At 47.5% G+C, this 18,238-nt stretch carries 16 protein-coding genes; 1 reads left to right on the forward strand and 15 read right to left on the reverse strand.

The window, feature by feature from the left end:
* Positions 1-37 precede the first annotated feature (37 nt).
* From ABGV42_RS11390 to ABGV42_RS11445, 12 genes are all read right to left on the reverse strand, one after another.
* Positions 38-601 (reverse strand): lytic transglycosylase domain-containing protein, encoded by a 564-nt coding sequence (locus tag ABGV42_RS11390; protein ID WP_175399659.1) that lies wholly within the window; start codon positions 599-601, stop codon positions 38-40.
* The gene (gene coaE, locus ABGV42_RS11395; protein WP_347381754.1) at positions 598-1,194 is read right to left on the reverse strand and encodes a dephospho-CoA kinase; all 597 of its coding nucleotides are present in this window, start codon (positions 1,192-1,194) and stop codon (positions 598-600) included. The genes ABGV42_RS11390 and coaE overlap by 4 nt, the downstream gene beginning before the upstream one ends.
* A 9-nt stretch (positions 1,195-1,203) precedes the next feature.
* A complete protein-coding gene (locus ABGV42_RS11400) occupies positions 1,204-1,959 on the reverse strand; it encodes a manganese efflux pump (RefSeq protein WP_347381755.1) in 756 nt (251 codons plus the stop codon).
* A gap of 248 nt (positions 1,960-2,207) precedes the next feature.
* Complete coding sequence (gene mutM, locus ABGV42_RS11405) at positions 2,208-3,038, reverse strand: DNA-formamidopyrimidine glycosylase (RefSeq protein ID WP_347381756.1); 831 nt, start codon at positions 3,036-3,038, stop codon at positions 2,208-2,210.
* A 114-nt stretch (positions 3,039-3,152) separates the two neighbouring features.
* Positions 3,153-5,807: a DNA polymerase I gene (gene polA, locus ABGV42_RS11410; protein WP_347381757.1), complete on the reverse strand. Its 2,655-nt coding sequence runs from the start codon at positions 5,805-5,807 to the stop codon at positions 3,153-3,155.
* Positions 5,808-6,028: 221 nt separating this feature from the next.
* Positions 6,029-6,688, reverse strand: coding sequence for a phosphate signaling complex protein PhoU (phoU, locus tag ABGV42_RS11415; RefSeq protein ID WP_347381758.1), 660 nt, complete (start codon positions 6,686-6,688; stop codon positions 6,029-6,031).
* 64 nt (positions 6,689-6,752) lie between these two features.
* Positions 6,753-7,508 carry a phosphate ABC transporter ATP-binding protein PstB gene (gene pstB, locus ABGV42_RS11420; RefSeq protein WP_347381759.1) on the reverse strand — a complete coding sequence of 252 codons (756 nt, stop codon included), beginning with the start codon at positions 7,506-7,508 and terminating at the stop codon, positions 6,753-6,755.
* Positions 7,509-7,730: 222 nt separating this feature from the next.
* Entirely contained in the window at positions 7,731-8,915 is a 1,185-nt protein-coding gene (locus tag ABGV42_RS11425) for a methyl-accepting chemotaxis protein (RefSeq protein WP_347381760.1), read from the reverse strand.
* A 149-nt stretch (positions 8,916-9,064) separates the two neighbouring features.
* The gene (locus ABGV42_RS11430; protein ID WP_095288117.1) at positions 9,065-9,796 is read right to left on the reverse strand and encodes a response regulator transcription factor; all 732 of its coding nucleotides are present in this window, start codon (positions 9,794-9,796) and stop codon (positions 9,065-9,067) included.
* A 117-nt stretch (positions 9,797-9,913) separates the two neighbouring features.
* Positions 9,914-11,743, reverse strand: coding sequence for a two-component system histidine kinase PnpS (gene pnpS, locus ABGV42_RS11435; RefSeq protein ID WP_347381761.1), 1,830 nt, complete (start codon positions 11,741-11,743; stop codon positions 9,914-9,916).
* Between the two features lie 29 nt (positions 11,744-11,772).
* Positions 11,773-12,120 (reverse strand): cupin domain-containing protein, encoded by a 348-nt coding sequence (locus ABGV42_RS11440; RefSeq protein ID WP_347381762.1) that lies wholly within the window; start codon positions 12,118-12,120, stop codon positions 11,773-11,775.
* A 297-nt stretch (positions 12,121-12,417) separates the two neighbouring features.
* Positions 12,418-13,287 (reverse strand): SDR family oxidoreductase, encoded by an 870-nt coding sequence (locus tag ABGV42_RS11445; RefSeq protein WP_347381763.1) that lies wholly within the window; start codon positions 13,285-13,287, stop codon positions 12,418-12,420.
* Between the two features lie 361 nt (positions 13,288-13,648).
* Between ABGV42_RS11445 and ABGV42_RS11450 the strand changes: the two genes are divergently transcribed.
* Positions 13,649-15,208, forward strand: coding sequence for a histidine kinase N-terminal 7TM domain-containing diguanylate cyclase (locus ABGV42_RS11450; RefSeq protein WP_347381764.1), 1,560 nt, complete (start codon positions 13,649-13,651; stop codon positions 15,206-15,208).
* A 156-nt stretch (positions 15,209-15,364) separates the two neighbouring features.
* Here ABGV42_RS11450 and ABGV42_RS11455 read toward each other — a convergent pair whose 3' ends face one another.
* The 3 genes from ABGV42_RS11455 to icd all read right to left on the reverse strand — a co-directional run bounded on the left by ABGV42_RS11455 (position 15,365) and on the right by icd (position 18,174).
* Entirely contained in the window at positions 15,365-15,790 is a 426-nt protein-coding gene (locus tag ABGV42_RS11455) for a hypothetical protein (protein ID WP_347381765.1), read from the reverse strand.
* Between the two features lie 134 nt (positions 15,791-15,924).
* Complete coding sequence (gene mdh, locus ABGV42_RS11460; protein WP_175399646.1) at positions 15,925-16,866, reverse strand: malate dehydrogenase; 942 nt, start codon at positions 16,864-16,866, stop codon at positions 15,925-15,927.
* A 15-nt stretch (positions 16,867-16,881) separates the two neighbouring features.
* Positions 16,882-18,174, reverse strand: coding sequence for an NADP-dependent isocitrate dehydrogenase (gene icd / locus ABGV42_RS11465; protein WP_175399645.1), 1,293 nt, complete (start codon positions 18,172-18,174; stop codon positions 16,882-16,884).
* Positions 18,175-18,238 lie beyond the last annotated feature (64 nt).

Below are 18,238 nucleotides of genomic sequence, written 5' to 3' on the forward strand. Positions count from 1 at the left end.
ACTTTAGACGACCGCATACAATCCGAGCGATCAGCCATTAGAACGTATTATAGATCTTTACATACTGATTATAATAATAAATGACTCGTTGTACATAGTGCCGGGTTTCTCCAAAAGGAATATCTTTGACCGTCTCGAAGGAGCCGTCCCACACACCATCTCTTAGCCATCCACTTACTTTGCCTGGTCCGGCATTATATGCAGCGATCATGGCCGTTTCATTGCCATCAAACTGTTCTGAGAGGTTGCGGAGGTACCATGTCCCAAGCTGAATATTCCTCTCGGGTTCATGCTTCAGTTCCTCTAATGAGGTCCCCGGAATTTTAGCCTGCTCCATGATCCAGTTGGCCGTATCCGGCATCAGCTGCATCAGCCCGATGGCACCTCTTCTGGATTCTTTGCTTGTCTTGAAGTTAGTTTCCACCTTGATGATGGAAGCGATCAGAAAAGGGTCTACTTCATAGCTCTGAGACTGCGCACGAATCTCTTCCTTGTAATGAATCGGATAAAACCACGCCATCCAGTTTGTATTCAGGAACAGCACCAATACAAATGAAACAAACATCAACAGCAGTACCCGTTTCTTGCGCAATAGCTTCATATCAGACCCTTATGATGCAAAAATGAAATAACCTGCTGCTCCGTCTCCGACCATAAGCCGCTGTTGTCAATGACTACTTCAGCACGCTGCTTCTTATGTTCAATATCCATCTGCGCATTAATACGGGCGTCAGCCTGTTCCTCTGTCATTCCATCCCGATTCATCAGCCGCTCCCGCTGCACGGATCGAGGTACGTAAACAACCACAACCTCATCAAACTCTTTTTCAAGACCGGATTCAAACAATAAAGGAATATCCGATACCACAAGCTTGTCCGGATAGGCCTCTTCATATGCAGCAGCGCGCTCCCGCATCTCCTGGCGGATAGCCGGATGTGTGATTGCTTCGAGCGCTTTGCGCTCTTCCGGATTCTGAAACACAATGCTCCCCAGCTTTTTCCGATCCAGTGTTCCATCTTCATTTAATATGGCTTGTCCAAACCGCTGTACAGCGGCAGCCAAAACGGGATGCCCGGGCATCATGACCTCCCGGGCAATCACGTCTGCGTCGACCAACAGCGCTCCCTTACTGGCAAGTAGGGCGGAAACACTGCTCTTTCCCGTTGCGATCCCGCCGGTTAAGCCAATATTCATCGTTTCACCTCATAACAGCTTCATTATTCCCATAATCATAAGCAACAACGCAGGCAGCACGGACAGTCTTTGCATCCAACGCAGAGCTGAGAAACGCAATCCGACTTTCATGCCTATTAACAGAAATGCACCACTGAACAGCGCGATGACAAGCGCAGTCCACAATGTGGGGAAACCGAGCAAAGCAGCTCCGAGTCCTGCACCGAAAGCATCCAGTGACAGAGCGATTCCCAGCCACATCGCCTCCTGCGCGGAGATACTGCCTGAATTGTCCATATCCGCCTTGGAAGGGCTGCGTAATATTTGAATGACAACGCCTAATTTCCGCAGCTCCAGTGTGAATACCATGCGTTCCAGCGAGCCGCCAGATGCAGATGGTTCAAGATCAAGTGCGAGCACTTGATTTCGACCTTTGACCAGCGTTTCGTCAATTGTTTGCTGTTTGTCCCCGATTGCTTCTGTTCCCTCTTCCGATTCAAGGCGGTCCTTTCCCTGCTTGCGAATCAACTGTATTAATGACCACGCGCCGATGGCAATCAGAATAACTGCACCAACGAATGAAGCCACATCAGGAGATACCACATGGGATAACAGAACTCCCACTTGCATGGACAATGCAATGACCAGTCCTGAACAAATGGAAATTACAGCAATGGATAACAGCGGGATCTTCGTCCTGCGCAGCCCATATGTAATCCCAACACCAAAACCATCTAAACTAAGCGCCAAAGCAAGCGCCAGCAATGAAATAAAATGATGCAGCACCCCGGATTCCTCCCCTGTGCGGGAACTTGTTTCTACCTACCGTTTCAAGTAGGTATTCGCCCGCTTATTTCTGCCATATCAGTATATGGAGGGAGTAATCCATGGGTGCTACGTTTTAATCATTTCGTTCATTTGATACAAATTCAAGCTTGCAGCTTACACTTATTACTACGAAGACAGAATAAGCTTTCGACCCTGTCCTCTCCGCTAGCGTGTAAACGACAAGTTCAATTTATATCTTCATTGGTTTAGTTTAATGGTTGGCATTTCGGACAGTAGTGCGTCCCACGTCCACCAACAACGCTTTTCTCAATCAATGTACCGCATGTTGTACAAGGCTCGGATTTGCGACCATAGATTTTCAGTTGATGCTGAAACATGCCCATCTCGCCTTGTCCATTAACATACGATTTGATGGAAGACCCGCCTGCATTCACGGCATCCTGCAGCGTAGCTACAATCGCCTCGTGCAGTACCGTCAATTGGGCTTCAGTCAACGTCTTGGCAATGGTTTCGGGGTGAATGCCTGCGCGAAAAAGGGCTTCGTCCACATAAATATTCCCGATGCCAACAACATATGCCTGATTTAACAATACAGCCTTGATTTTGGTCGTCCGCTTACCAACAGCCTCACGAAATGCGGTCACGGTAAATGCCGGATCCAGCGGCTCAAGACCAAGCTTCAACAATGGTTTGGATACAAGCTCTTCTCCAGCTGCAAATAGATGCATAGTCCCAAACTGACGTACATCCTTGTATCTCAATTCCGTACCATCCGTGAAGTGAAAAATCACATGCGTATGCTTCTCCACTTCCTCGTGCTGGTCGTATACGCCGTATCTGCCCTCCATCCGCAGATGGGAGACCAGTACCAGCCCGTCCAACAAAATTCGTAAAAACTTTCCTCTGCGCTCTACTCCGGTTATGGTGTGTCCTGCGAGTTCCAGTGCAAATGCATCTATATCGTCCGGCCGCTGAATGATGCGCGGCAAGCTAACAGTTACGCGTTCAATAGTCTTACCTACAACAAGCTGATTCAATGTTCTTCTGACTGTTTCGACTTCCGGTAATTCCGGCATGATGTTCTCACCTCCCCTATATTATAACGGAAGTTGAGCTTCAGCGGGACCCCTTCTTGTGTCGAATCATTGCAAGGATATGTTTGTAAAATAACGGAAATCCGCTCCGGATCGTTACTTGGCTTCGTACCAGTTTTCCCCGAAACTGACTTCTGCCTTGAGCGGTACAGAGAGCTCCAATGCTTTTTCCATAACGGAAGGCACAAGCTCCTTCATCAGCTCCAGCTCATCTGCAGGCACTTCGAATACAAGTTCGTCATGGACCTGAAGCAGCATGCGGCTCTTCAAATTGCGTTCACGCAGCGCTTCATCCATCTGCACCATGGCAAGCTTGATAATATCAGCAGCCGTTCCCTGGATCGGGGTATTCATGGCTGTACGCTCAGCGAAGGAACGCAGGTTAAAATTGCTTGCATTAATTTCCGGCAGGTAGCGGCGGCGTTCAAGCAGCGTTTTGACAAAGCCATCCTGGCGTGCTTCCTTCACAATATCGTCCATATATCGACGAACACCCTGGAACACTTCAAAGTACTGATCGATAAACTGGGCAGCCTCTTTTCGGGTAATGTTCAGGTTTTGGGACAACCCGTAGTCGCTGATGCCATACACGATTCCGAAGTTAACGGCCTTGGCCGAACGACGCATGTCGCTGTCCACCTCTTCGGCTTTCACTCCGAATACGTCAGACGCTGTCTTGGTATGAATATCCATGTCATGAAGAAATGCTTCCTTGAGCCGTTCGTCATCCGAGATATGGGCGAGTACACGCAGTTCAATCTGGGAATAGTCGGCCGCCAAAATGGACCAGCCTGGCTCGGAAGGAACAAACACCTTCCGGATTTTGCGGCCTTCTTCCAGACGGATCGGAATGTTCTGCAAGTTCGGAAACTGGCTGCTGAGACGCCCTGTCGCAGCAATCGTCTGCCGGTAAAATGTATGAACTTTGCCGTCCCTTTCCGAAATTTCCTTGAGGAGACCCTCTACATAGGTGGACTGCAGCTTCGCAAGCTGACGGTATTGAAGAATCAGCTGTACCACGTCATGATAAGGAGCCAGTTTCTCCAATACTTCGGCATCGGTAGAGTAACCTGTTTTGGTTTTTTTCACCACAGGAAGGCCTAGCTTATCAAATAAAATCTCACCTAATTGTCTTGGGGAATTCAGATTGAATTCCGTACCGGAAAGTCGGTAAATCTCCGCCATCAGCCTGCTGATCTGTTCCTCGAACTCACGGCCCAAGGCCTGCAGATCTGCTGTATTGGCTTTAATCCCCTGTTTCTCCATGTCTGCCAGAATGCGTGATAACGGCATCTCCAATTCGTGAAAGAGCGCGTTCATCTCATCGTTCTCAAGTGCCTGCTCCTGAAGAGGAATAATGGCAGCCACGGCAGCAGCCTTGCGGCACAGGAAATCGCCCAGTATTTCTGCATCAGGCACCTTGTATTTTGCACCTTTGCCCATAACCGTGTCGTCTTCAACCAGGGAAGGCAAACCATATTTCGAAGTCAAGCCGCTAATCGTCTGATTGGATTCCGTCGGATCAAGCAAGTAGGCAGCAAGCTGCACATCGAAGGATGCTCCTGCGAATTCAAGGCCATGTGCATGCAGAGCCAGATCGATTCGATGCAGATCATAACCACGTTTGGGCTTGTCTGGATGGCCAAGCCATTCGCGCACCGGAGCCGCAGCTTCAGCGTTTAATACTTCGGGTGACAGGTAGACATACGTCTCGCCTGATCCAATCGCTACCCCAATCAACTTCGCTTGATGCGGATTATCACCATGGGTCTCCACATGGAGTACATCAATGGATTCCAGGGAGCCAAACAGCTCCCCAATCGTTTCTTCGGTAGCAATGGTGGATTTCACTTCAGCAGCGGGTACGGCTTCTGCTGCAGAACCTGCATGACCACTGAATGACAAGCGTTCAAGCAAGGATTTGAATTCAAGCTTGGCCAGTGCTGGCCCTGCCTGCTCTTCCTTTAACCCAGCAAACTGCATGTCATCCCAGGTTTGCTCCAGTGGCACTTCGCGGTGAATGGTCGCCAGCTGTTTGCTCATCCTGGCATCTTCGGCGTGCGCTTCAATCTTCTCTTTCATTTTACCTTTCAATTCACCTGTGCCGTTCAATACTTCCTCGACAGAACCGAATTGATGCAGAAGTTTCAACGCTGTCTTCTCTCCAACTCCCGGAATACCCGGAATATTATCCGATGCATCGCCCATGAGGCCTTTGAGATCGATGATCTGTAGTGGAGTCAGACCGTAACGTTCCTTAATCTGAGCAGGGTCATACAGTTCGATTTCCGTTACCCCTTTGCGCGTGAGTCCGATGTGCACATGTTCGGAGGCTAGCTGCAGCATATCCTTGTCACCCGATACAACCAATACCTGTCTCCCGGCCTCGTCTGCGCGTTTGGTTAACGTTCCGATGATGTCGTCCGCTTCAAACCCAGCCAGCTCAAACTGGGCAATACCCAGTCCCTGAAGCAATTCCTTGAGTAATGGAAACTGTTCTGACAGCTCAGGAGGTGTTTTTTCACGGCCACCTTTATACTCCTGATACCCTTCGTGACGGAAAGTGACTTTGCCGGCATCAAATGCCACCATGACATGTGTCGGCTTATGCTCCTCCAGCAATCGGAGCAGCATAGTGGTGAAGCCATACACCGCATTGGTATGCAGTCCTTTTGAGTTGGTCAGAGGAGGCATTGCAAAAAACGCCCGGTAAATAATGCTATTTCCATCTATGAGAATAAACTTTTCCATTCCAGCACCTCACGTATCGTATGGTCAAACCCTCAAGTACATCTACTCTCATGATAACATACACACCTGTCACAACAAAAAAGATCGGGCATTTTTTTCACATTCCATCCAGCAAAAAAAGAACTCTCTCCGCAGACAGCCTGTCGCTTGCAGGCTGTCGGGAGAAAGTCCCCTATTTTCGCAGCAAATCGTCCCCAATTCCAATGATTTGCTGTTAATGATTATTGGTTCAAATCCGGACGCTTACCTGTTACCAGATAAACCGTGCTCTCCCCAATGTTGGTTGCATGATCACCTATGCGTTCAATATACCGTCCTACCAACATGAGCAGCATGGCCTGAGAGGCCTGAGTTGGATTAGAGGTCATGAAACTGTATAGGTCGCCAATCATGTGACTGTACAGTTGGTCAACCTGATCATCCGTTTGTGCCATTTTGTAAGCCAGATCCGTATTCTCTTTCAGGAATGACTCGATGGATTCATCAATCATCTCTTTGACGATTTCCGCCATCCGTGGGATATCCACTAGTGGTTTAATCAGCTCCTGGCCTTCCATACGAAGCGTAACTTTGGCAACGTCCAGGGCGAGATCGCCCATACGCTCGAGGTCACTCGAGATCTTGAACGCCACAATAATGCGACGCAAATCCTTCGCGACTGGCTGCTGGGTAATAATCAGCTTGGAGCCCAGTTCCATGATTTTGTCTTCCAGTGCATTCAGATTCGCATCATTCTTGATGATGACCTGAGCTTTCTCGGCATCCAATGTCCGTAAACTCTCAATGGCACCATCCAATGCCGTTCCTACATGCTCACCCATTTGCCGAAGCAAAATGCGTAGCTCTTCAAGCTCCTGATCAAATTCTTTCCTGCGAATCATAGGTTTCCATGTCCCCCTTGTCCATCATCTCCGGATACGCCGGGTTCGTTCGAATTCAGCTTGCTTAACCGAACCGTCCGGATATATAATCCTCGGTTCGGGAATCCTGGGGCGTGGAGAACAGCGTTTCTGTATCAGCGGCCTCCACAACTTCTCCATTCAGGAAGAATACGGTCTTACCCGATACCCGAGCAGCCTGGTGCATGTTGTGGGTTACCATGACGATGGTGTACTTATGGTGCAATTCCTTGACCAGTTCCTCTATCTTCAATGTGGAGATTGGATCCAGTGCCGAAGTTGCTTCATCCATCAGCAATACATCAGGCTGTACCGCAAGGGCTCGTGCAATACAGAGACGCTGCTGTTGTCCGCCGGACAAACTGAGTGCCGATTTCTTGAGTACATCCTTGACTTCATCCCACAATGCAGCATGTAAAAGACTTTGCTCAACCAACTGGTCCAGCTCCGCCTTCTGGGTTACACCGTGCAAGCGCGGGCCGTAAGCTACGTTATCATAGATTGATTTTGGAAAAGGGTTGGGTTGTTGAAACACCATGCCCACTCGTTTACGCAGCGTTTCAACTTCAATTTCGTTACTGTAGATATCCGACCCGTCAAGCAAAACTTGTCCTTCGACACGTACTCCCGGAATCATGTCATTCATCCGGTTTAATGTGCGGAGCAACGTGGATTTACCACAACCTGATGGTCCGATGAATGCAGTTACGGTCCGCTCCGGCAGGTCCATCGATATATTTTTAAGCGCATGATGCGTATCATAGTACAAATTAAGTCCTTCAATGTGAATGAGTTCCTTCATGGATGTTCACTTCTCCTTCGCTGGAGGGACAAACCAAGCTCCCTTTACGTTGAGGCCGAGGCCTAATCAATAATCTTATGCTTCTCGGTCATCCTTAATATCCTACCTTCTCATTGTAAAAACAGTATCACTTTCATGTTAACGGAATGTAAAAAGACATCCTTCACAAGCCATGACCTTCTCGGAACGCGATCATAGATGGTAAATGATGTCTATAGTTGTTTAAATTTCTTCCCCGGAAACCATAGCCTCCAGTTTTCTCCGTATATAATCCGCCACTTCTCCAGTCTGCTTGCCTTCCTCTGCAATATTGGCGGCGATATGCAACATGCCTTCCACGGCGATGTTTAGCCGGTTAAATGCTGCACTCCCTTCAGTAACATGTACGGAGCTGTCGTCAATTTCAGCAGCACTGGCACGAACCAGTTCAACGGTTTGTCTGGTTAGTTCGCCGATCCCCTCGAGCAAAGAGGACATATCTCCCGCAACCTCACGGGTTTGTTTGGCTAAGGCTCGAATTTCACCAGCAACCACTTGGAAGCCCCGCCCGTAGTCGCCAGCGTGAGCTGCTTCAATTGAAGCATTCATGGCAAGCAATGCACTTTGATCTGCTAGAGAACGAATGGAACGAGCCATTCCCGCTCCGGTTTCTATCGAGGTCAGCATATCATTTGCATGCTGGCGTTGTCCTCCCATGTGCTGATGTACGCGGTTATACGAAGCCTCAACCCGCATAAGACTGCTTGAGCCCTGCTCAGACAAGTGAATAATCCGTTTCGCTTCTTCTTCTGTATTTCCTGCGGATTGAACCAGTTTCGTGATCGACTCATGAATGCGGGATATCTCTTTTTGGCTCTCTGTAATGGTCTGAACGCGCTCTTCTCCAGCCGCTTGCTGCATCCTTCTGGAAAGGGACATGAGATCACGCATCGTCAGCACGCCAAGCAGCCTGTTCTCCTCCGTTATAATGATGCAATCATAGAAGTGCTCCTCACTTCGTGACAAAGCTACATCAATAACTTCTGACGCATCCGCTTGTACATCCACAACCACCGGAGATGAATCAGCAACATGCGATATGGGCTTGCGATAAAACAAATCCGCGGCGAAACGTCCATTGAGTATTCGATACAATGTCTCCCGCATTAACAACCCCTGCGGGCGATCCTGATCATCGCCCAATACAACACATGGATAAGTTTGGTCCTGACTCAGCATGCCAGCAGCCTCTCCACAGGTGGTATGCACCCCGACCATGGGAACCTGACGACAGTAGTCCCGGATGGACACCTGAGTGTTGAGGGTTAATTCTGTAAGATCATTCTGAGTCAAACGAATCGAATCATCCTCATGCTTATATGTATCTTCTGCGGGTAGATCAGGCTTCACTTCGAGCAACATGGGCATAAATGCGCAATCTCCTTTACGTATGAGCTCCGTCCTGAGATGGGTTATGTAGGTCCTAAGAATCACTCAGACAAGTTCATGCTACTCCCTCTGTGTAAAGGAAAATAAAGGTTTGTGTAAATTAAAAGTAAAATAAAACTCCCCGATCATTACGAACTTGAATGATGGGGAGTTTTTCTTTTTACAACCAGTTTATAACCTACACCTCGAATGGAATCGATGTGTACGGATTCCGGGTCCAGCTCCAGCTTTTTACGTAACGAACTGACATGCACGTCTACGGTGCGCTGGCCTCCAATATAATCAAAGCCCCAGACTGCATTCATCAGGTCATCCCTTGTAAGTACAACGCCTGGCTTCTTGGCCAAATAGAGCAGAACTTCAAATTCTTTGGGACGCAGACTTATGGATTGTCCACCTAGTGTTACTTCATACTTCAGTGGATAGATTTCAAGTTCACCCAGTACAATTCGAGAACCGTCCTTGTCCTCTGGTTGAGGCAGGTCATCGCCATTGGAATATCGTCTCAATACGGCATCCACTCTGGCAAGCAGCTCCGAAACGCCAAAGGGCTTTGTGATATAATCGTCAGCTCCGGATTTCAGACCCTGTACCACCTCGGCTTCACCGTTCTTCGCTGTAAGGATGATGACGGGTGTAGTCACACCCTGAACTCTTAATTTGTTCAGAATATCCAGACCGTTCATTCCTGGAAGCATCAAATCCAGCAGGATCAGATCAAAGTCCTGGGAAACTGCACGGTCATATCCTGAAGATCCATGATCCTCAGCGGTAACGTCATAACCTTCCTGTGTAAGGTTGTACGTAAGTAATCTCGATAATGTAGGTTCATCTTCAATAACTAGCAAACGCTGTGCCATGATACCCCTTCTCTCCTTATAGGTTGTCTGTTGCCACAACACTTTTTATATCATAGCACTTATTTGTTAACGCTGTGTAAAGCGATTTATTCGATTTTACAATTCACTTCTCCAGGCCTAGATTTCTTCATCCTGAATCAGTGGCAGGATTACCTTGAACGTGGTCCCCATCCCAAGTTCACTCTCAACCGATAACTTGCCGTGGTGCAGCTCCACCAGATGTTTCACAATGGACAATCCAAGCCCGGTACCACCAGAGTTACGCGATCTTCCCTTGTCTACCCGGTAGAAACGTTCGAAAATGCGCGGCAGATCCTTCTTCGGAATACCAATCCCGGTGTCAGATACTGCAAATACAACCTGTTCCTCGGCTTCACCATGTTCGACCGTCACCTGTAATTTGACACGTCCCCCTTCAGGGGTGTAATTAATCCCGTTCGAGAGCAGGTTAATGAAAATCTGTTTCATCTTATCCTCGTCGGCTTCGATATACAATTCCTCCGGAACAAACATCTGCAAGCGAATCTGCTTCTTCTCTGCCACTTTGGATAGTGTACCCAGAACCATCTCGAAGAAGGAGTGCACATGCACAGGAGAACATTGCAGCGGCGCCCGCTTGGATTCTATTTTGGATAACTCCAGAATATCCCCGATTAATCGGTTTAATCGATCCCCTTCATCATAGATGATCTGCAAGAATGACCGTTCCGTCTCTTTGTCCTGCACTCCCCCGCTAAGCAGGGTCTCAGCAAACCCTTTGACTGCGGCCACAGGAGTCTTCAATTCATGGGAAACATTCGCAACGAATTCACTGCGCATCGACTCTAGTCTGCGGATCGCCGTAACATCCTGCAAAAGGAACAGCATCCCGCGGTATCCGCCATCATCTTCAGTCATCGGAACACCATCAATACGAATCAGACGTTCCTCGGGGTTAAAAATACTCACTTCTTCATGCATTCGCTCCTGAACAGCTACACTTTCTTCAATCGTCCGAGTCAATTCATAATGTTTCTTCAATTCGATATAGGGTTTACCTGTCACACGCTCGGACTGAATACCCAGCATCCGCTCTGCTTCCCGGTTTACCAGTGCAATGGATTGGGACGCATCAATCATGACAATCCCGCCGGCCATGTTGGCCAGGACACTCTGAAGTAATGCCTCATTATCCCGAATCGTCTTGAGCTGGGTCTGAAGACTGTCAGCCATTCCGTTAATCGCCAGTCCGAGTTGTCCAATTTCGTCTCGGCGTGTTACCTCTACCCTGGCATCATACTCCAGCTTGGTAATCCGGTGTGCAACCTTCGTTATGTGCTCGATCGGTGAGGTTAATCCCCGGGCAACCCGATAACTAACAAGGGCCACAATCAGGAACAACAGTCCCAAGGCGACAAACATGATTAACCAGCCACGCTGCAACCCCTGGTCCACCGCAGCCAAACTCATAGATAATCGGATGTAACCATCGAATTTTCCGCCTGGCACTTCTACCATGTCACTTTGATCCGAGTTCACGGGCAGAGCGACATATAACATATCCTCCCCCAGCGTCTCACTAAAACGAATGGACTGGCCGTAACCATCTCCGACTGCACCCTTGATCTCTTCCCGGTCCAAGTGATTATCCATTGTAGCAGGATCACTCTCTGAATCACCAATGACCGTTCCATCCCGATTAATAAACGTTACTCTTGAATCGGTCAGCTTCTCCAGCTCGCCTGCCCGATCCGAATAATACTTTCTTGTTTCTGCCGAGGTTGGATCGGTCGCATCGTGGAAAGGAAACGTCGCCTTCAGCAAATTGATTTCACGCACCATCGTTTGCTCCAGTGCAGTGGTATGTGTCGTTTTAAATACTCTGCCCATCGTATATCCAGCCACAATGACGGATACACCAATCAATATCATCATGATGATGGAAAGGCGAACTCGAAACGGTCTCATTAATCTCTTCCTTTATTAGTTAATCTCAATTACAGGTCAGTTGACTCTATCCGATCGCCACGTGTACTTGGTAGTGAAACAACCAGAAACTCGACTTCATTTGCACTTGTATTTTGCATCTGATGAGGCACGCCTGGTGGAATCTCCAGTCCTTCATGCGGCTCAAGAGTATATTCCGTTCCATCCAGTTCCATACATGCGACTCCGCTAAGGATGAAGAAGAATTGGCGGCTTACGTTATGGTAGTGACGTATTTCAGATGTTCCTGCCGGCATGCGCTCATGAATAATGCTCAAACCCTCGTTCTGCACGAGATGCCATCCATCACATTGTGCACCCCATATGTAATGTGCTGCGTTATGCTTGCTAATCTTCATGATGTTGTTTGTATCCTCCCCGATGTGTATGTTCCGTCTATCATATCACAGATGCCTTCGGGACAAATCGGTTTCTATGTTAAACAAGATACGACATGAGGCTGCCTTTGCCGACGAAGTCAAAAAGTGCATTTATCAAGAATATCATGTAACTATCATTTCTGATCCTGACTTTTGTAAACACAGCATAGAAATTTGGAATCATTGTCCATAGCAAAAAGACGTAGCGTCCAGCAGCAGCCGAACGATACGTCTTCGTTATTTGATTTGAGATACTAGGTGAAACTAAACTTCAATTTATCCGTTAACCACTTCGCCGCCGTTGATGTGCATGACTTGTCCACTCACATAAGATGAATCATCTGATGCAAGATACACGTATGCAGGAGCCAGCTCATCCGGTTGACCAGGACGTTTCATCGGCTGTGTTGCACCGAACTCGCTCACTTTTTTCTCATCAAATGTCGATGGAATGAGTGGTGTCCAGATTGGACCTGGAGCTACTGCATTTACCCGAATGCCTTTCTCAATGACATTCATGGACAGGGAACGTGTGAATGACGTGATCGCTCCTTTGGTGGATGAATAATCGAGAAGGGTTGGACTTCCGCGATAGGCCGTGATGGACGTTGTGTTGATGATCGTGCTGCCTTGCTTCAGATGTGGCAGGGCTGCCTGTGTGACATAAAACATCCCGAATATATTAGTGCGGAATGTCCGCTCCAGTTGTTCAGGCGTAATATCTTCCAGCTGCTGCTGCGGGTGCTGCTCGGCCGCATTGTTAACGACAATATCCAGCTTACCCAGCTGCTCTACTGTCTGCTGAACGGCTTTCTTGGCAAATGAAACATCCCCAATGTCGCCGGCAATCAGGATACACTTGCGTCCTTCCTGCTCCACTTGACGTTTGGTCTCTTCCGCATCCTTGTGTTCACTCAGGTATACAATGGCTACATCCGCACCCTCTTTGGCATACGTAACGGCAACGGCACGTCCAATTCCACTGTCACCTCCGGTAATCAGGGCAACTTTGTCCAACAATTTGTCAGCTGCCTTATATTGCGGTTTTTCAAACTCCGGCTTAGGGTGCATCTCCGATTCAATGCCGGGACGCTGATCCTGATGCTGCGCTGGCATTGTTTTTTGCGTTTGTGTATTGGTTGACATTTCACATTCTCCTCTCAAAATGAACGGCTGTTAACTTCTCATTCTGTAGGATGGCATGAACAGTGCAGATTATTCCTCCTGCAGTTGACATCATCCAAAACTCACTACTGCTGCCTCGATACTTACTTACCACTCTCTTTTGAAGGTCAAACAGAAAATAGGTTGAATTACAGATTGCTCACAATTCGATTATTTTTCGAGAATGCCCGTTTCAAAACGGAAATTGTATTCCTATGCCGCTTGGGCTGATGTACAATGTACAGTATACAAATGTGTTTATAGTATCTTTACCCGTTATAAAGCCTGCGTTCGACCAAGCATCTCAAATAACAGATTTCCAATCTGACATGGAGACCAAACAATGGAATCGCACATTAATGCATATATATCCCTTGTAACCACTTCAGCCGTTCTGAATGTTTTTTTGTGTGTCTACACGTATTTTAGAAGAGCGGAAATTTCAAGAGCCAAAGTATTTATGCTCTATACGGCTGCATTATCCGTTTACACCTTTGGTTATGCCATTGAGCTCGCCAGCAATACACTGGAACAAATGAAATTCTGGACGGTCGTGGAGTACATGGGCATGCCTTTCTCAGCCTCCCTCGGTTTGATCCTGATGATCCAGTACACGGGTAAATCATTATCGAAAAAGGCGACTGCCGCGCTGTTTATCATTCCAACGATCACGCTCTTTATGGTTGCTACCAATGACTATCATCATCTGTTCTACAAAAAAGTATGGCTTCGAACGGATAGTTCTGTTCCTCTGATGGATATTGCCGCTGGTCAATGGTACGTTGTTCACGGAGCATTTACGTTTTCATGTCTGTTATGTGCCTGTCTGATCCTGATTGCGCAATGGAAACATACCAAGAAAATGTATCGCCGTCAGCTGCTCACATTGATCACCTCTCAATTGATTCCGATGACAGGTGCCTTTCTCTACTTAATGGGACTGACGCCAGGAGGAATGGATCCCGTTCCGGTGATCATGTGTATCACTTCATCCATGTACATCTGGGCCATCCTGTCTTCTCGTCTTTTGACCATCGTCCCTATTGCCAAAGACAGTATCTTTGAGAGTATGCGCGAGGGCGTTATTGTTCTGGATGGTTCGAATCGTCTGGTCGATTACAACAAGGCGTTGCGTGATATGCTGCCTGAACTTGAGACAAGCATGGTCGGACAGCCGCTGAACAATATCTGGCTTTCACTGGCCGGTGAAACTTTTCCTGTGGAATACGGAAGGGAAGGCCTGCAGACCGATCTGTATTGGCAGTTACATAGGCAGACGGTCTGTTATCAGGTCAGAACATCGTATGTGTATAACAAAAATGGAGAGGCCGTTGGAAGTCTGATCATGCTGATCGACATAACGGAGCAGCGGTTTCTGCAAGAACAATTGAAGCAGCTCGCTTATTTCGACGGTCTGACCAAAATATACAACCGGACGCAGTTCCTGCATAAAGGGCGGGAACTGCTGAATGAGGCGCAGCTTAGCCATCAGCCCGCATCGTTTATTTTATTTGATATCGATCATTTCAAACGGATCAACGACACCTATGGACACGAAGTTGGCGATCAAGCGCTTGTTCACGTCGTCTCTGTATGTAATCGTTATTTGAACTCTGAAATGGTATTCGCCCGATACGGCGGAGAAGAGTTTGTCATTGCCCTGCCGAATGCCACTCTTCAGGATGGGAAGCAGCTAGCCGAGCAGTTACGTGTGGCTTTGCTGAATGATCCACTTCATGTGGAGGGAAGTCTTGTCCCCATTACTTCAAGCTTCGGCGTTGCCCAATACAATAGTGACACGGATTCACTTGAATCATTGCTTCGGGATGCCGATAGTGCATTATACGAGTCCAAACGAAATGGCCGCAACACTGTATTTGCCCATTCAGTCAGCGTTTCCTAGTCCAAAACGGAGAAAAAAAGAGACAACCCTATGAGGTTGTCTTTTTCATTATGCATTGAGGACTAATATTCTTTTGTAGGCTCGTCCTATATGTTATGCAAGCGTTTTAGGTCCTGTGCTGGATCTACCTCGGACTATTCTCTTAAAGTCTAATTTTTAGATGATCGTACGATCAACCATAAGATAAACCATAATCAGCAAGAGTACTGCCAGGACTGTACTGAATGTACGAATCTTGCCCTGCTCAGGACTCACATCACGGTTGCTTTTCACACCTTCTGCTGCCAAACGCAGCGGTTTACCCATAATACCGCCAATGGCAGCGATTGCGAGCAATAAAACCACAACAACACCCATCCACAGGTGGGAATATTCGCCCTTCGTCATCAGGTAGCCCCCTGTAAGAAGCTGGATAACCAACCCATACTGGGCGATGCGGTTCAATGAACGAACCGATGTAAATGCGCCCTCTTGTGCCGAAGCATTCAAAGTACGGATTTTACCAACGACGAACGGCAAAATCAGATAGAATCCCATCGACAGCGCTCCAATAATATGGAGCAGATACATAATCATTGTCAAAACTTCCATCCTCCTCAACATTTTCAGTGTGATATACATCACATCCCATTATACTGGGGAACTTATCCAAAGAAAAGAAAACCTCCGGGTTTCCAGAGGTTTTCTCACTTTTCATGTTCAAGAAGTTTTCAAACTTATATGGTTACGACTGAAATGACGTTTCGAACGGAATCGGCAGATTTGTCGAGCCCTGCCTTTTCTTCAGGTGTGAGTTCGAGTTCAAACACCTTCTCGATCCCGTTCCCACCCAGAATGGTCGGTACACCGAGGAACAAGTCGTTATAACCATATTCGCCTTCCAGGTATGCAATCACTGGGATGATCCGTTTTTTGTCCTTCAAAATGGCTTCGGTCATCTGAACCAGTGAAGCTGCTGGTGCGTAATAGGCACTTCCGTTACCAAGCAGATTGACAATTTCACCACCGCCAACACGTGTCCGTTGAACGATGGATTCAATGCGATCTGCCGGAATCAATGTATCGATTGGAATACCGCCCACGCTCGAATAACGAACAAGTGGTACCATATCGTCCCCGTGGCCACCGAGAACGAAACCACGGACATCCTCAACGGATACATTCAGCTCTTGCGCAATGAATGTGCAATAACGAGCCGTATCTAGGACACCGGACTGGCCGATAACTCGATTTTTAGGAAATCCTAGTGTTTTATATGCTGCATAAGTCATCGCATCTACTGGGTTACTCAGAATAATGACGATAGAATCAGGGCAATACTTTTTCACATTTTCACACACGGACTTCACGATTCCTGCGTTGGTATTCACCAGATCATCACGGCTCATTCCCGGTTTGCGGGCAATACCTGCAGTGATAATCACAATGTCTGAGCCCGCCGCATCTTCGTAGTTCGAAGTTCCGATGATATTGCTGTCAAAGCCTTGAACAGGGCTTGCCTCAAGCATATCGAGTGCCTTACCTTTAGTCGGGTTTTCCAATTGAGGAATATCAACCAGTACAACATCTCCAAGCTCCTTTTGGGCAAGCATTAGAGCTGTTGTTGCTCCGGTAAATCCGGCACCGACTACTGTGATTTTTTTGCGCTGAATAGTCATGCCTCTCAACTCCCCTTACAGGTTTTTAATGATTTGATCAGCGAATTCAGAGCATTTTACTTCAGTAGCACCATCCATCAGACGTGCGAAGTCATACGTTACCGTTTTGTTGTTGATGGAAGTTTCCATACCTTTGTAGATCAGGTTTGCTGCTTCTTGCCATCCCAGGTGCTCAAGCAACATAACGCCGGACAGGATAACGGAACCAGGGTTCACGACGTCTTTGTCCGCATATTTAGGTGCTGTACCGTGTGTAGCTTCGAAGATCGCATGGCCTGTTACATAGTTGATATTAGCTCCTGGAGCAATACCGATCCCACCAACTTGTGCAGCAAGTGCGTCGGACAGGTAGTCACCGTTCAGGTTCAATGTAGCAATAACGTCGAATTCGCCCGGACGAGTCAATACTTGTTGCAGAGCAATGTCGGCAATCGCATCTTTAACGATGATTTTACCCGCATCTTCAGCTGCTTTTTGAGCAGCATTCGCTGCATCCGTACCGTCTTTTTCCTTGATGATATCGTATTGTGCCCAAGTGAACACTTTATCGCCGAACTCATCCTCAGCTACTTCATAACCCCAGTTTTTGAAGGCACCTTCAGTAAATTTCATGATGTTGCCTTTGTGTACCAATGTCACACTCTTACGGTTGTGATCGATGGCATACTGAACGGCTGCACGTACCAGACGTTTGGAACCTTCGGAAGATACTGGCTTGATACCGATACCCGAAGTTTCAGGGAAACGGATTTTGTTAACGCCCATCTCCTGTTGCAGGAACTGAATCACTTTTTTCACTTCATCCGAGCCTTCAGCGTACTCGATACCTGCGTAGATATCTTCTGTATTCTCACGGAAAATGACCATGTCTACCAGTTCAGGACGTTTAACCGGGGAAGGTACGCCGTCGAAGTAGCGTACAGGACGCAGGCAAGTGTACAGATCAAGCTCTTGACGCAAAGCTACGTTCAGGGAACGAATTCCGCCACCGATTGGCGTCGTCAGAGGTCCTTTGATGGCTACGATATACTCACGAATCGCTTCAAGCGTATCGTTTGGCAACCACTCACCGTATGTATTGAATGCTTTCTCACCAGCAAACACTTCATACCATGCAATTTTTTTGCTGCCATCGTATGCTTTTTCAACAGCTGCATCAAGTACACGCTTGGAAGCTTTCCAGATGTCGCGGCCTGTACCGTCACCTTCGATAAAAGGAATGATCGGGTTATTAGGCACTTGCAGTGTTCCGTTATCAATCTGAATTTTTTCCCCTTCAGTTGGATGAGCGAATTTTTCTAATTTCATAATCATAATTCCTCCTTGAGTGTTGGTATAATTCCGGTATCATGATACCGCTTGTCTTATCGAA

Source organism: Paenibacillus pabuli, from assembly GCF_039831995.1.
Classification (GTDB): Bacteria; Bacillota; Bacilli; order Paenibacillales; family Paenibacillaceae; genus Paenibacillus; species Paenibacillus pabuli_C.